The sequence below is a fragment of the Paracoccaceae bacterium genome (assembly GCA_033344815.1).
Classification (GTDB): domain Bacteria; phylum Pseudomonadota; class Alphaproteobacteria; order Rhodobacterales; family Rhodobacteraceae; genus Roseobacter.
On sequence record JAWPMR010000001.1, the window covers coordinates 3,356,961 to 3,370,874 of the forward strand.

General features: G+C 58.7%; 16 protein-coding genes. 1 reads left to right on the plus strand and 15 read right to left on the minus strand.

The window, feature by feature from the left end; translation table 11 throughout:
- Positions 1-17 precede the first annotated feature (17 nt).
- Positions 18-1,673: a ShlB/FhaC/HecB family hemolysin secretion/activation protein gene (locus R8G34_15545; GenBank protein MDW3224270.1), complete on the minus strand. Its 1,656-nt coding sequence runs from the start codon at positions 1,671-1,673 to the stop codon at positions 18-20.
- An 867-nt stretch (positions 1,674-2,540) separates the two neighbouring features.
- On the opposite strand from R8G34_15545, the gene R8G34_15550 reads away from it, so the two are divergent.
- Positions 2,541-3,110, plus strand: a complete 570-nt coding sequence (locus R8G34_15550; protein MDW3224271.1) for a serine protease — start codon at positions 2,541-2,543, stop codon at positions 3,108-3,110.
- A gap of 308 nt (positions 3,111-3,418) precedes the next feature.
- On the opposite strand, the gene R8G34_15555 is transcribed toward R8G34_15550, so the two are convergent.
- The 14 genes from R8G34_15555 to R8G34_15620 all read right to left on the minus strand — a co-directional run bounded on the left by R8G34_15555 (position 3,419) and on the right by R8G34_15620 (position 13,643).
- A complete protein-coding gene (locus R8G34_15555) occupies positions 3,419-3,835 on the minus strand; it encodes a CopG family transcriptional regulator (protein MDW3224272.1) in 417 nt (138 codons plus the stop codon).
- 10 nt (positions 3,836-3,845) lie between these two features.
- Entirely contained in the window at positions 3,846-5,831 is a 1,986-nt protein-coding gene (locus tag R8G34_15560; protein ID MDW3224273.1) for a conjugal transfer protein TraG, read from the minus strand.
- Positions 5,832-5,861: 30 nt separating this feature from the next.
- On the minus strand, positions 5,862-7,601 hold the full coding sequence (locus R8G34_15565; protein ID MDW3224274.1) for a DUF3363 domain-containing protein: 1,740 nt from the start codon (positions 7,599-7,601) through the stop codon (positions 5,862-5,864).
- 244 nt (positions 7,602-7,845) lie between these two features.
- The gene (locus R8G34_15570) at positions 7,846-8,550 is read right to left on the minus strand and encodes a lytic transglycosylase domain-containing protein (GenBank protein MDW3224275.1); all 705 of its coding nucleotides are present in this window, start codon (positions 8,548-8,550) and stop codon (positions 7,846-7,848) included.
- Positions 8,551-8,608: 58 nt separating this feature from the next.
- Positions 8,609-8,947: a DUF736 domain-containing protein gene (locus tag R8G34_15575; protein ID MDW3224276.1), complete on the minus strand. Its 339-nt coding sequence runs from the start codon at positions 8,945-8,947 to the stop codon at positions 8,609-8,611.
- Positions 8,948-8,959: 12 nt separating this feature from the next.
- A complete protein-coding gene (locus tag R8G34_15580; protein MDW3224277.1) occupies positions 8,960-9,541 on the minus strand; it encodes a S26 family signal peptidase in 582 nt (193 codons plus the stop codon).
- Positions 9,538-10,059, minus strand: a complete 522-nt coding sequence (locus R8G34_15585; protein ID MDW3224278.1) for a DUF2840 domain-containing protein — start codon at positions 10,057-10,059, stop codon at positions 9,538-9,540. Before R8G34_15585 ends, R8G34_15580 begins: the two co-directional genes overlap by 4 nt.
- Positions 10,049-11,113 carry a replication initiator protein A gene (locus R8G34_15590; protein ID MDW3224279.1) on the minus strand — a complete coding sequence of 355 codons (1,065 nt, stop codon included), beginning with the start codon at positions 11,111-11,113 and terminating at the stop codon, positions 10,049-10,051. Before R8G34_15590 ends, R8G34_15585 begins: the two co-directional genes overlap by 11 nt.
- Before the next feature lie 21 nt (positions 11,114-11,134).
- Positions 11,135-11,419: a helix-turn-helix domain-containing protein gene (locus tag R8G34_15595; protein MDW3224280.1), complete on the minus strand. Its 285-nt coding sequence runs from the start codon at positions 11,417-11,419 to the stop codon at positions 11,135-11,137.
- A gap of 186 nt (positions 11,420-11,605) precedes the next feature.
- Positions 11,606-12,037: a DUF2285 domain-containing protein gene (locus tag R8G34_15600; protein MDW3224281.1), complete on the minus strand. Its 432-nt coding sequence runs from the start codon at positions 12,035-12,037 to the stop codon at positions 11,606-11,608.
- A 91-nt stretch (positions 12,038-12,128) separates the two neighbouring features.
- Complete coding sequence (locus tag R8G34_15605; GenBank protein ID MDW3224282.1) at positions 12,129-12,377, minus strand: DUF6499 domain-containing protein; 249 nt, start codon at positions 12,375-12,377, stop codon at positions 12,129-12,131.
- 112 nt (positions 12,378-12,489) lie between these two features.
- The gene (locus R8G34_15610; GenBank protein ID MDW3224283.1) at positions 12,490-12,753 is read right to left on the minus strand and encodes a DUF2285 domain-containing protein; all 264 of its coding nucleotides are present in this window, start codon (positions 12,751-12,753) and stop codon (positions 12,490-12,492) included.
- A 121-nt stretch (positions 12,754-12,874) separates the two neighbouring features.
- Complete coding sequence (locus tag R8G34_15615) at positions 12,875-13,129, minus strand: hypothetical protein (GenBank protein ID MDW3224284.1); 255 nt, start codon at positions 13,127-13,129, stop codon at positions 12,875-12,877.
- A 190-nt stretch (positions 13,130-13,319) separates the two neighbouring features.
- Positions 13,320-13,643, minus strand: coding sequence for a DUF736 domain-containing protein (locus R8G34_15620; GenBank protein MDW3224285.1), 324 nt, complete (start codon positions 13,641-13,643; stop codon positions 13,320-13,322).
- Between the last annotated feature and the right edge of the window lie 271 nt (positions 13,644-13,914).

Sequence of the window (13,914 nt, forward strand, 5' to 3'; positions counted from 1 at the left end):
GATTGCGGAGACTAGATTTAAAAGCGGAAGTTGGCCAAAACACTGAGGCGCTGGTTATCCGGGAATGCATCATCTCGCTCTCCTATTCCATACTCAACCCTGATAGAATTTGACCGGTAGTTCGACTCGATCCGCGAAAACAGGTCTACTCCTATCCCGTAAGCGAGCGCTTCTGTTGAACGCTGCTCAATGGCAGTCGGATTTTCGATTTTCGCATAGCCGAAACCGGCAAATAGATAAGGTGATACCAAAAGCGGTATCTGTCCGACGCTTGTCTCAAGCTGCGTGGAGAGCTCAGTTCGAGCCACCCAACCACTGTCGCCACGCAACGACCCGGAGTCGAATGTCGAGAGTTCCTGCGGCCCAACAAGCGAAAACTGTTCAGAGGTCAGAAGCGGCTCCCCGAAAGAGCTTTGAAACCGCGCTGATACTGCAAGGGACAACCAGTCATTCAGCGCGCCGCTGTGGGAAAAAGATCCGGCAAGTTTGGTGAATTCGGCATCGGCTCCGGCACGAGAAAGGGGTATGGTTGAGCTCATGGCGTCGCCTTCTGTTCTGGCACCAAACGCGTCAATTCCCACCGAAACAACCAGGTTTCCCCGGCTCAACGCGCCGTTTTCATGGAGATAGGTAAGGTCGGCGCCTCCTCGCAGGACTGTAAGTTGGTCTTCGAAAATTGTAGCGCCGCTTATCAACTCTTGACTGTCTTGCGCTGTGTCAAGGGCGAATTGTCCAGACACGTTCCATTGTCTCTCTCGGATAAACGGATAGATCAAACGCACGGATTGGCGACTAAAGTCTGATCGTGTCGGCACAAGCGGATTATCCGGCGTCGTGTCGCTTTGCGTCGCTTCGACATTCAGGCTGGCGCCGGATGATCCAAGGGGCAGGACTGCGCCAACCGCAAAGATCCTACTTGTCGGGTCGCTCCCGAACACGCTGTCGGGTGCGGTTGAGAGCCGGATGTAAATTGTTTCGCCCAGTTTAAAGGCACTGTTCAACTCAGCCCCGAAGTCCAGCGTGAATTCGCCCAGCTCATCGCTTGCAGGATTTCCGAAGCCGACGAAACCGGTCATCACCCGGTACTCCGGATCGAGTGCAATAACGGTGCCGCCCAGGGTTTCGCCGCGAGCAAGAGCGGAGCGGAGCGCCGTACCGGGAGTGTCGCCAGCCAGCAGAAGCTGTCGTTCGAGTTCACGCCGCGTGAGGCCGGGACGATTCACAAGCTGCTGAGTCAACTGATCGACGCGGGCTTTGATGTTCTCCGGCACATTTGTCGTGTCCACTGTCTCGACAAATCCGTTAACGACAATTACGTCTAGCGCGCTACCGTTGCGCAACGTCTGCTGACGAAGTACCACGCGGGCGAGAACGAAGCCAGCTTGCGCGTAGGCCTCCTCGAGTTCCGCTGCGGCAACAAAGAGTTCCGAGACGGGTATCCGGCCCCGGGTCAAACGTGCCTCAAAGGCGTCGTTAGCGGCGGCCATTTCCGGCAACGCGTCTTGAAGATTAACCCCGCCCAGCGTGATGCCGATGTTTTCAGATCCGGGTGGCGCTTGTGTGCCCTCCTCCCCTGTGAAAACCACAGATCCATCGAAATTCCGCAGTTCCGGTTGGAAGTTATCGGGCGTGATCTCGCTCGCTGTCTGCGCCAGGCTTGTTCCTGGACTCATCGCGAACATGACCAACACAACTATTATCGCTGTTTTCAGCCGCCTGAGTTCACGCACGTAAAATAGCGTACAATGAGTCACTTGAAGTATACCCACCCGTTATTCGCGGTGCGTACCAATAATTAGTCACCGCGCGTAATCAGCATGACAAAAAATTCGCTTAACGCAAGTCTCGATACTCGCAAATAGCGAGCGACAAGGACTTATGCGTCCTCTGGGTTAATTGGTTTCTCCTTTGCCTCCGCGATCAGAACGGACGGCCCAGGTTTTTTTCTGCACCAAAGAAGGATGCGGCCCGGATGAAATTCCAAGGGCATACCGACGCGTTGATTTGAGCTATGGTGATCCATATTGGACTGTTGTGCGGCTTGCGGAAACGCGGCGGTACAACTTAGTCCTGCTGCCGCAATAGTGACGCTCGGACCCCTTCAGCTCCAGATCGAAGAAAAGTTAACTTTCAGTTAACAAAAGAAAATCTTAGCTGGAAAAAATCACTGTATAACCAAAAAATACAGAACCAAATTTAAGGTCGCGGCACCGCAGCATAGAAACTTGCTCATTTCAACCCTTCACTGGGCCACTTTGCCTCGCATCCTTTTTCGAGCTTACCCGGGCTCAACAAAGAAGTCTAGTGTCTGACACGCATTCGATCACCCGGTCGTGAGAACCGAGCAGTCAAACAATACAAGTCAGTTGTACCTCCGCAACGACGCCAACAGATAAAATTGAATGCAGATCATTCGGTCATCTAACCATATTATTAGGCCGCCTCTGTGAGCATCTCCCCGAATCCGCAGTTTTCGGGAGAATCAAGCATTGAAGAAGGCGTCGCTTGCAATCTTGCTGTTAGTCCTTTTCGCGACCCGAGTGCTGGCAGAGGTCAGCCCCCTCTTTCGGTACCACGCGACCGTCGTAAACGGGGACTTCCTTGGATCCAGTTTTGAACTTGAAAGCGGGCTCATCGCAACAAACGCACATGTCGTGCGGGGCATAGGCGTAGGGTCATCAATAAAACTTGTTGTATCTGACAGGCGCAAACCGGTGCGCGCTGTGCTGGTCGCAGTCAGCGAAAAAATCGATCTTGCGTTGTTGCAGATCCCGGCGGGTATTCTTGATACACCTTCAGCAAGCACCAAAATTGGTGCAGCGGAACTAATGCAAATTGTCGGCGTTGTTGCTCGAAATGGCCCGAGGGCAGTGGCGACTGGTACCGGGTACGTGCTCCGGAAAGAAGTCTTCATACCACACTTCGGACCGGGCATGATCCTGCGCACGCGAGGCGTGACGCCGGGTTTTTCAGGCGGACCCGTTTTTGACGGACAGGATCGGATCGTGGGAATGCTGACAGCACTTCGAAACCGCCCAAGCGGGACGGAAGCGCTTGTTATCACCGTTGCCGAGATCCGCGAGGAGGCCCGCCGACTCTTGAGCAATTGAGGCGGGTCTGTTGCATTATTTTGCCGTGCCATTAAAAATTGGATTCCCGCCGCGTTTTTCGGACGCAGTTTAGCGTTTCTTCGGCTTGGCTCGAAGACATCGTTGATCGCAGTGACGCGTTGGAAGCTTCCATCCAAATCAAAACCGATGGAGGAGTGGATGGAGTGAGCATATTTTCCAATGGGTTAGGTAGATTTCCTGTGCAAGTCATGTGCATATAGTGAGGCATGAATTGCATTCCGATGACTGCCAACAGCAGTTTCTTTCGCTCACTTCCTGTTTTTTGCTTTTCGGCAAGCATCTCACTGCTACTGGGGTATGTCCTCTAAAACCTCCTGCCGCAGCGCAGGCCCCTTGGTCAACCGTCGCCCGAGTGCTGCAATAAAGGCGTCATACCGCTCGCCAGCTTGGGCTTGGGCCGCGGCGCGGGCAGGCTCTGGAAGTGGCGGGTTCGTCGTTAGCCAGAAGCGCACGAACAGCGCGAGTGTTTCGACCGAGATACTGAGGTCTCGTTCTAGGCGGTCCATCCGGCGGTCGATCTGGTCGAGGCGTTTTGTGGTCGCCGCTTCTTGGCGTTCGGCGGCGTCAGGTGACAGGAACGAAGCAATCGCGGCTTCGGCGACAAGAGACCGGGAATGATCCCGTCTGGCTGCGTAATCGGCCAGCGCAGCCATAATGTCTGGGTCGAGATAGACGGACAGGCGCTGCTTTTTTGGCTGTTTCATTTCTGTTCCCTCACATGTCGATGCCGTCGTTGGGATCCATCGAGGCTTGGCGGGCAAGCTGGCGGGCTTGTTGATCAAGCTGCCTCAATTGAACGGTCTGATCTTTCGGCGGCTTCTTCAGGTCCGGCTCAAATTCGTTCTCGATGAGTTTTTCCTTCTCTGTTTCTTGGGTTCGGTCCAACTCAGGTTGCCGACGCTGTTCGTTCGGATCATCGGTGGTCGCGTCTTCTGCCGTCTGCGTCTCGGGATCAGCGATCTCTGGTGGCCTGGGTGGTGCTATCTGACTCCAGTCATCGTTCGCCGGTGCATCAGTCTTCTGTGCCGTCGCGGGCGGCAGAACGCGGGCTTGCAATTGGGCATCCTTGAAGTACCGCGCCTTTTGCGCCCGGATCGGCGATGTTCCCGCCACCATGACAATCTCGTCTGTGGGTGGAAGCTGCATCACCTCGCCGGGGGTGAGGAGAGGGCGTGGGGTTTCCTGTCGGCTGACCATCAGATGGCCGAGCCAGGGGGACAGGCGGTGGCCTGCATAGTTCTTCATCGCACGCATCTCGGTTGCCGTACCCAAAGCATCGGACACACGCTTTGCCGTCCGCTCGTCATTGGTGGCGAAGCTGACCCGCACATGGCAATTATCGAGGATCGAGTTGTTGGGCCCATAAGCTTTCTCGATCTGGTTCAAGGATTGTGCGATCAGGAAGCTCTTGATGCCATAACCTGCCATGAATGCCAGTGCGCTTTCGAAGAAATCGAGCCGTCCCAATGCTGGAAACTCGTCCAGCAACAGGAGGAGGCGGTGACGCCGATCCTTACCCTCGAGATCCTCGGTCAATCGGCGGCCGATCTGGTTCAAGATCAGGCGGATCAGCGGTTTGGTGCGGTTGATGTCAGACGGTGGCACCACGAGGTATAGTGTGACCGGTTTGGCACTCCCGAACAGATCGGCAATCCGCCAATCACAGCGCCGGGTGACGTCTGCCACGACGGGATCGCGGTAGAGACTGAGAAACGACATTGCCGTAGACAGCACACCGGACCGCTCGTTAGGCGACTTGTTCAGCAGCTCACGCGCGGCACCTGCAACGACGGGATGCGCTCCAGCGTCCCCGAGATGCGCGGTGGTCTTCATTGTCTCAAGCGTGGTTTCGATGGGATGCTTCGGGTCAGACAGGAATTTCGCGACGGCGGCGAGGGTTTTGTCTGTCTCGGCATAGAGAACATGCAGGATGGTTCCGACCAGCAGAGCGTGACTGGTCTTTTCCCAGTGATTGCGTTTTTCGAGTGAGCCTTCGGGGTCGACCAGGATGTCGGCAATGTTCTGGACATCGCGCACCTCCCATTCGCCCCTGCGCACTTCCAGCAGCGGATTGTAGGCGGACGATTTTGCGTTGGTCGGATCGAACAGCAGAACGCGACCGTGCTTCGCGCGGAAGCCCGATGTCAGATGCCAGTTCTCGCCTTTGATGTCGTGGACGATTGCTGATCCGGGCCAGGTCAGGAGCGTCGGAATGACGAGGCCGACGCCTTTGCCGGATCGTGTGGGTGCAAAACACAGCACGTGCTCCGGCCCGTCGTGTCGCAGGTAATCATGGTCACGCTTTCCGAGGATCACTCCATCCGGGTCAAACAGCCCTGCTGTACGGATGTCGCTCTCGTCAGCCCAACGGGCCGATCCATATGTGTCGACGTTCTCAGCTTCGCGCGCCCGCAAGACCGACATGAAGATCGCAACGCCAACCGACAAAAAACCGCCCGATGCGGCGATCAGGGCACCTTCGATAAAGATCGGTGGCGCGTAGGCGTCATAGGCATACCACCACCAGAAGAAGGCGGGTGGGTAGTAGATGGGCATTCCGAGCAATTCGAACCACGGCTGCCCCAACTGTGGTTGGAAGCCGAGCCGCAGCGCTGTCCACTGTGTCGCAGCCCAAGTCGTGGTGAGCACGATTAGACACACGATAAGGATCTGACCCCAGAGGATTTTCGTTGCTGACATGATCTTTCCCTTTCCCGGCAGTGGTCGCCGCTAGAACCCGATCCCCCGGTTGCGCCCAAAGTCCCAATCGACGCCGCCATTGCCGCGGGCGACGCCGCTGATGTGCTTGCCAAGGTGTTTCTCGATGGACGGAGTCCAGGGGACGAGTTGAAAGCCGAGCCCGTCATTGATCATGGCAAAGCGCCCTGAAGCGAGCGCGATGCGGCGCTGGTAGGTGCCAGTGACATAGTCCCCGGTCTTTGAGGGCGTGTGCGGACGACCGATTTCCGTGGAGAGCTTCTCTCTGACGGATTTGAGTTCGCGGTTGCGCAACGTGTTCAGCAGGTCGCGGTTGAAGATCACGCGCTGCCCCTGACGTTTCGCCAACCCTTCCGCGATCAGATGATCGGCGCGGCGTTCGAGCGCGTCGTGCACATTTGCGCCGAACCCGCCTTCACCGAGGGGCATTGGCTCGCGGGCAATGGCGTGCCGGTCGAGCCAAGTTGCGCCCGATGCCATCACCTGCCGCTCGATTGGCAAATCGGACCTGACTGCGAGGGCGACGCGGCGGCGGCCCTTCGCATCGTCGAATTTCCGCAACTCTACAATCGACCCCGGCGGGCTGTCTCCGGCCGCGTCGATATGGGGCAAGCGGATGTGATGCGTCCTGCCATCCAAGCCATCGACCACGGCATAGGCTGTGCCCTTCAATTCATCGTCGAGGCCGCGATCGACGAGCCTGCCGATAATGGGATCGTCCAGGTTTTCTCCGGCCAGAACATAGCTCGCTGCGCTGCGTTCAATAGCGCGCTCCGAAAGGCCTCGATGGATGCGTTTGATAATATCGCCGCGCGCGCCAAGCTCCCGTAAGGTGGTCTCGGCACTCTCGTCCATCACCCATTGGCCTGGCCCGATCTGATCGGCGAGACCGAGGGATTCCAGCTTGCGTAGGCGCCCGATTTTCAGCGCGTGATGGTTGTCTGGCTGGCTTCCCGGCCGCGGCGCGAGATCGATGATGCCGTTTCGGCCACCCTCTTTGGCAAGCTGGCGATCAAGGCTCGTCCAGCGGTCGCTATCAATCTGACGCTCCAGCGTGTTGTGAATGTCGCGATCAGTTCTAAGCCCAAGTTCCTGCGTGATCAGATCCTGCGCTCGGGCGCGCATCCCGTCACTGATGTAGTCGCGCGCGATCACGAGGTCACCGCAGTCATCGGCTCGACCTCTGGCGATCACATGGATGTGTGGATGTTCCGTGTTCCAGTGATCGACACCGGCCCAGTCCAGCTTCGTGCCCAGATCCGTTTCAGCCTGATGCATCAGATCGCGGGTGAAGGATTTTAGGTCCGTCATCTCGACGGCGTCTTCGGGCGAGACGATGAAGCGGAAATGATGTCGGTCGCCCTCACATCGTTTGGCAAACTCCTTTGCGTCTGTCTCGTCCGCCTCAGGTCCGAACAGCTGTGCCTTTTCTCCGTCGCGCGTGACGCCGTCGCGTTGGAGGTAGGACAGGTGGGTGGCAAGTGGGGCACTGCGCTGCCCATTCCGGACGACCCGCGTCTTGATGACAGCGACACGGGACCGTGGGCTGAGCCGACGAATCGCCTGCACGCTGGCGCGCTTGCCGCGACCAAAATGGGATCGACTGCCGGACGTGATCTTGCCGGAACGCGAGACCTTGCCCCCCGCGCGCTGTGTCGCCGCAAGAGCTTGCGAAATGAAGGGCCGCGCACGTTGGCTGGATGATGAGCGAATGCGGCCAGGACGGATGTGGAAGGTGTCGTCATCGCTCATTGCGCCACTCCTGCACATCGCGTTAACGCTCTGAAACGATTGCAGAACAGGTCAGGTTGCAGCCTGTGCCGAGGTTGCGCACCTCGCAAAATTGCTCTGTAAGGCCCTGAAATCACTCCCCACAACCGAGGCGCACATCGCGCCCTTTTATCTCGCCATCCCCTTCCTGTGTCGTCTGTTGCACACCCTTTGATACGCAAGACTGCGCAGCAGGCCTCAGCGGTACGATTTCGCCAAATACCCATCATTGCGAGGGGGCCAAGCGAGATGGTGAGACGAACATCCCGTCCGGACGATCCGTTGACGGGGCAAGGGCATTCGTTTCCGAGGAACTCGGAGCGGCGTCAGGTTGTCGGTGCATCTGCGGTTGAACTGTGGTCGGCGCGCGATCTGCGGGCGTTACAAAAAGTGCTGCGTCACGCCAATCCGTCGGTCGTACTGCAGTATGATGGTTGTCCGGCGGAGACTCTGATCCGATCATCGGCGCGAGCATCGCGACATAGGCACGTGTTTCGCGCGGCAATGGACGCCCCGTTTCGAGATGCTCCGCATACCGACGAGGACCCGCGTTGTAAGCGGCGAGAAAGCCCGGCGCGCCGAAGAGATTGTACATCTCGCGCAGATAGGCGGTGCCGCCGAGGATGTTATCGCGGGGTTCAAACGGGTCGTTGCCAAGACGATGACGCAGGCGCAAGTCAGCCCAGGTTCCGGGCATGATCTGCATCAGTCCCATCGCCCCGGCGGTGGAGACCGCTGTCACACGGCCCGCACTTTCAACCCGTATCACCGCGCTGATCCAGTGCTCCGGAATGCCGAACCTTTGCGAAGCTTCGGCAATATAGGCGGCATAGGGGTTCACGGAAGAACGCTCTAGGGCGACACTCTGGGCATGCGTCGGTATCGGCGCGGCAGCACCGGCAAGCAGTCCTGAAAGTAGGAAAAGGGACATAATTTGGGTGGCTGATTGCCACATGGAGGTTCGGTTGGGGTGCGGGTTGTCCATCGGTTCAGGACCGCTCGCGGCGCTTCGGGGCCCGGTTCCAAGTGAGCAGATAAAGCTCATTATCCTGCACCGAGTGAAACAGGTTTGCGTTAATCGGATGCGGCAAGGCCGGATCGTCGATCAGCACCGAGACATAGGCCCCGGCTTTCTCGCCGGTGCGTTTCCAGCCCGCTCCGACTTCCAGGCTCTGATCGTCGGTGCCGATATGCACGCGATAGTCGGGCGCATTCTCGGTATCGTTGTGATCGGCCGGAGTGAGCGTCAGTTCGACATCAAGGGTGAGCGTTTTTATCCAACCGTGATAGCCGTCTTTGGTGCGCGTGAATTGTCCGATATGTGCCATGGGGATCTCCTTTCAGGGGGTGTTGGGGATTGTGACTACGGCGTCGCCGATCACATCGGACGCCGGGGATAGATGCTTCGTGGCACGCTGATCCGCCGCCCAAATCAGGCTTGCTTCTGCGAGGATCGCGCTGCGGGGGACCGGTCCGAAATACCGACCGTCGAGACTGTTTTCGACATCCAGGTTCATCAGGAAGATTTCGTCGGATGTAATGCGGCGGCAGCCTTGCCAGATGGGCATTGGGCGACCGTGACTGTCGATCTGCTGCGCCTCTCCCAAAGCGATTCCATCGACGGTGATGCTGCTACCGATCCGGCAAACGATCTGTCCCGGAAGACCGGCCACATGCTTGAGAAGGGGGATGTCTGGTGGCAGATAGCCCCGTTCGGCGATGAATGCGGCGATCGGGTCGGGCGGGGCGACGGCGACGAGAACGCGCGGACTAAGATGGTCGATCGATTGCAAGCGGTAGAGGCCCATTGGAACCGAGGAACTGGCATTCCAGAGGAGCACTGGCGGCAAGTCGACGGCAGTCGAAAGAGCAATCGCACTGACTGTGATGGATGCGATGCCTGCCCAGATACGGGGCGTCATTGCCCCGCCCTCCGACGCTTAAGGCAGGCGGAATGGCGGTCAGGTGTATAGGCCCGCGGCGTTTGACCCGCCGCGATCCGGTTGTGGACATGACGCCAATAATCCTGCGCGACGTCTGCGGGATCGATGCCAAGTGCGTCGATGGCGTCGGTTGCTTGCAGCACCTGCTGGACTTTTGGCCAGCCCGTCAGCCGTAGGAGGTTTTCACCGCCCGGTCGCACACAGGGCAGCGTCTGGTGGGGTTCGCTGGGATGGACAGCGCGCAGGATGTCGATGCGCGACAGGACCGTTCCATAGTCATTCGACCGCCACCGGACCAAGGCGAAGACGCTGCCTGGCATAAAGCTGACGACACGGCGATGACGATCCAGGATCTGTTCTTTCGCAACGTGACCGAAGCGGATCCAGTATTCAATCCTGCCTTCGACCCAGATCAAATCGACATGCGTCAGCGCATGAGTCTGCCGGTCAATGTTTTTTCCGGTGACGGCTTTGGTTCGATGGTGCTCAATGCTCATCGCGGGCCTCCGCGATGCTGATGTCACGCGCCTGAACGTCTTTGTCCCCAACGCGACGGGCCCGACTACCAAAGTTAGAATCTGTGTTAGATTCTAAGTTAAGGGCTGCGTTTTCCGACTGTTCGCATTGGGTTAACGCGGATTTCGGTTCCCGATAGCACGAGTCACCGGTTCCTGATGGCACGACATTGGGGGTTCCCGATAGCACGAGGCCACCCACTGGTTGTCCACAGACAACTGGTGCGAATGCGAGCAGCAATTGTCGACGGGGGCCATTCTCAATCCACAAACGGTATCCGGGTAGGGGCTGGCGATGGACGATGCCGCGCAACTCGAACGCAAAACGTTTGAACGGTGAGAGGCTGCCGGATTTCAGATAAAGATGGCGAAACTCGAACCGCCAGCCGTTGCGTTGGCGACCACCGTGCTTGCGCACGATGCGGTACAGCCATCGGTCATAGCCACCGGTAAGGTCAAAATAGGCGCGGTCGATGGTCAGGATCAGCGCGTTATCAAGGACGGCGTTGTAGAACCAGTCCGGCACGATCATCTCGATGCCGGCTGGTCGGCCCTGCGGATCGACACGCTCGACCCATTCGTTGATCCACGAGAAGCGGTGCCGCCGTCCTTCGCTTGCTTGGCGGATGCTCGTTGCGATTGTTGTGGATTGCAGGCGGTCCAAGGCGGCCTTCAGGCGCTGATAATCGCGCGCACTCACACCCCGTCCGATGAAGGTCAAGATTTCGTAAGGCGTCGCGGCCATCAAGCGGGAGGTGCGCAAGCCGGCGTCACGGGCGTCGACGATCTGGCTTGCGGCCCAGATCAGGATATCGGCGTCCCAGATGGTCGCCATGCCGTGCTCGGCGACAGCCTCGACGCGGATGACGACCCCCGCCACCGCGTAGTCAATGGGCTGGGTGCGCCGCGATTTTGCGAGGCTGAAAAACGGATAGGCCATCAGGTCCTGCGCGTCGCGCAGGGCGAGAGCGGTACCATGAGCCCGAAACAGCTCCAACTGACCGCGTTCTGATGGGATGGGGGTTCGCTTTGTCATCACAGGCAACTGCTGGAGAGATCAGCGAGACCGGCCGCCGGAGCGGGCCTGCTGCGCGACCGGATCATGATGCTTGGCTGGAAGAACGGATCCGCGGGGATCAGACGTCGATGTGACGGCACCGCGATTTGCCCAGGCTTGCAGGTCGTCAATGGAATAGACGACCCGACCACCCAGTTTATGGTAGGCAGGACCGGTTCCGTAGGTGCGGTGCTTTTCCAGTGTGCGGCCGGACAGGCTCAGAAAGCGTGCTGCTTCGGGCGTGCGCAGGTAGCGCGGCGGCAAGTCGGTTGTATTTGCGGGCATGATCGGGCCTCCGTGGGTTCCAATGCAGCCACCTGAGAGGGGCGGCGGATTGCGGCCACGATGGCGAAGAAGAACCGGAAAGGGGGATGGGGAAGTAACGGGTGCCAAAATCGCACCCCTTTGACCCAGTCGCAGGGCCAGCGGCGTAGATCATCGGGAGGGATGAACAGTTGGGATGTTCGTGAGTTACTTCCGGCGGCGCTGACGCAATAGGCTGCGATATCCGCCGTCGATCATGGCGCGGCCGTCTCGGACGAGGCTGATCGTGCTGTCCCGTAGCGCCGAAGTCTTCCAGATTTCGGAGGCAATGCGGGATTTGCCGAAGAGAACTTTGCCGATGTCGCGGTAGCTTGCGCCATCGATGTGCCCGTCAATTGCCTGCAGCATCCGGCGCAACCTTTGACGACGCTGCGCAGTCAGTCGTCCATTGGATGCTGAAGGACGACCCTGCAGCATGCGCCAGAGGCGCAGGGCTGCTTCGATGCGATCCAAACCGGCATCATTGAGCGGGATGACCGCAACGAGGGGCGTGTCGGGCCCCGCGCCATCAATGAACAGAACGCGCAGCGCTCCGAGGTCATCGGACACAGTCACACTCGTTCCCTCCAGATCGCGCACGGTGGTGTCCGGTTCGACCGACGGGAAATCGACGGGTTGAAGATCTGGGATTGGTGATCTGGACGAAAGGATGACCGTGCCCGGGTCTATCTCAGGCTGCCAATAGACAACCGCCTGCAGCGCAGTCCGCTGGGGATCGATCGGGAAATCGCAACCCCCAGGACCGACGCACAAGATGCGTCAGGTCACGGGGGTCCTCTTTCCTCTCAATGGCGCGGGCATAATCGTGCTGGTAGTCCGTATTTCGACGCAACCATTCCCAGGCGAGGTCTGGTGCCGACAGGGATTCGACATAGTCGTATTCTGATGCCGAGCGCCAACGCGATGGGTCTGGGGGCATTTCAATCCTCCCGACGTGTGCATTGGTTCGATCGGGTGAGTTTCAATCAGAAGGGGAGTCGAAGCAAGTCAGCCCATCCACTGCTCATGGGCAATGGCAGTATCCTGCCGGGTCAATGTGTTGAACCGCCCAAAAGCTGCCGATAGCCATGCTCGGTCATCCATTGCGCGCGCGCCAGATGGCTATCGTGGATGCGGCGCGCGCGGTCTGGATCGGACGACGGATCAAGGGAAAAGAGGACGGACACGACCTCTTGCCAATCGGCACTATCGGCATAAGCATCCAGCAGACGCATGTAGAGTTTGACATGCGTCCGGTCGTAATCGGTCAGGACCGCACTTTCGGGCGGTGCATCAAGGAAGTCTGTGTTCGTCAAGTTGCCCCCTTGGTCGGCACGTTACTGCCGATTGAAGCGTCTGTTAACCATTTCCATCTTTCGCACGCCCGAAACTCCAGCCGCCATGCAATGACGCAGACAACTGGCTGAGCCATCTTTTCTAACGGGCTGCGTTGCCCACCTCATCGGACTCGTTAATCAACACACCTTCGCCTTGGGCGGTCGTCAGAAAAACGATGCCGACGGCTTCAAGAGCGCGGCGAACCTGATCATCGGTCGACTCGTAGACACGCTTGCCGTGGCGCGACTCGAGGCGTTTCAACGCGGTCAATGAGACCAGGGCCCGTTCAGCGAGCGTTTCCTGCGTCCAACCAAGTAACGCGCGCGCGGCCCGTGCTTGTCGGGCGGTGATCATGCATGATCACCTCCACGGACACATCTGCGCACGCCAGAACTACGACTATAATAGTCGCTCATTGCGCTGATGGCGAGTGATTATCTGTTTTTGGGCAGGCGTTTGGCGGAAATCGCGCAATCCGATTCGGTCGGGTTTGGGTGCGCATGTACCCGCCCGGAGCGTCCGGGCGGGGTGGTGCCGGAGTGGCTCAGTCGCCGTTGCGGCGAACCGGGCGGGACCAGATAAGGCTGTAGGCGTCGCCGTCTTCCTCGTCGAAGAGATTGGCGTAGATCGGAGCGGTGAAGCTCGGGTCGTCCAGCTTGAGGCCAAGATAGGTGCGGCCCTCGTTGGAGGTCTTCGACCATGCGGCTCCGATTTCGGCGCGGCCCACCAAAACGCGGTGGCTCGGGGCGTTCTCGCTGGTCTGGCTGGTTTCGGGAACGATGCGGACGTTCTTGGCCTGCACGTTGAGGGTGACGATTTCGCCGGTGTATTCGGTGCCGGACTTCTTGAAGGTGCCGATGGTTGCCATTGTGGTTCTCCTTGATCAGATGTTTTCGAGCCCGCACCATTGCGGCCTCGATGGAGATCGACAGGCCGGAGGCGACAGACGGCTCACCCGGTACGGGCCGGAACGTCAGTGGAGGACGGGGACGGGAGACTTTCTTGTCGCGCGAGGAATGGCGGCGCAGCCGACAGGGGAAGAAAGTCGATCAAACCCGTTGAGCCTTAGGCGGTCGAGGCGCAGCCGCCCTTCGGCCAGATCAGTCCATTGACGAGGCCATATGGAGCGGTCGACCAAG

What these genes read in the sequence shown, in the direction of transcription:
- R8G34_15545 (MDW3224270.1), bottom strand. Translation starts at nt 1,673, where the DNA reads ATGAGTCCAGGAACAAGCCTGGCGCAGACAGCGAGCGAGATCACGCCC.
- R8G34_15555 (MDW3224272.1), bottom strand. Translation starts at nt 3,835, where the DNA reads ATGAAACAGCCAAAAAAGCAGCGCCTGTCCGTCTATCTCGACCCAGAC.
- R8G34_15560 (MDW3224273.1), bottom strand. Translation starts at nt 5,831, where the DNA reads ATGTCAGCAACGAAAATCCTCTGGGGTCAGATCCTTATCGTGTGTCTA.
- R8G34_15565 (MDW3224274.1), bottom strand. Translation starts at nt 7,601, where the DNA reads ATGAGCGATGACGACACCTTCCACATCCGTCCTGGCCGCATTCGCTCA.
- R8G34_15570 (MDW3224275.1), bottom strand. Translation starts at nt 8,550, where the DNA reads ATGTCCCTTTTCCTACTTTCAGGACTGCTTGCCGGTGCTGCCGCGCCG.
- R8G34_15575 (MDW3224276.1), bottom strand. Translation starts at nt 8,947, where the DNA reads ATGGCACATATCGGACAATTCACGCGCACCAAAGACGGCTATCACGGT.
- R8G34_15580 (MDW3224277.1), bottom strand. Translation starts at nt 9,541, where the DNA reads ATGACGCCCCGTATCTGGGCAGGCATCGCATCCATCACAGTCAGTGCG.
- R8G34_15585 (MDW3224278.1), bottom strand. Translation starts at nt 10,059, where the DNA reads ATGAGCATTGAGCACCATCGAACCAAAGCCGTCACCGGAAAAAACATT.
- R8G34_15590 (MDW3224279.1), bottom strand. Translation starts at nt 11,113, where the DNA reads ATGACAAAGCGAACCCCCATCCCATCAGAACGCGGTCAGTTGGAGCTG.
- R8G34_15595 (MDW3224280.1), bottom strand. Translation starts at nt 11,419, where the DNA reads ATGCCCGCAAATACAACCGACTTGCCGCCGCGCTACCTGCGCACGCCC.
- R8G34_15605 (MDW3224282.1), bottom strand. Translation starts at nt 12,377, where the DNA reads ATGCCCCCAGACCCATCGCGTTGGCGCTCGGCATCAGAATACGACTAT.
- R8G34_15615 (MDW3224284.1), bottom strand. Translation starts at nt 13,129, where the DNA reads ATGATCACCGCCCGACAAGCACGGGCCGCGCGCGCGTTACTTGGTTGG.
- R8G34_15620 (MDW3224285.1), bottom strand. Translation starts at nt 13,643, where the DNA reads ATGGCAACCATCGGCACCTTCAAGAAGTCCGGCACCGAATACACCGGC.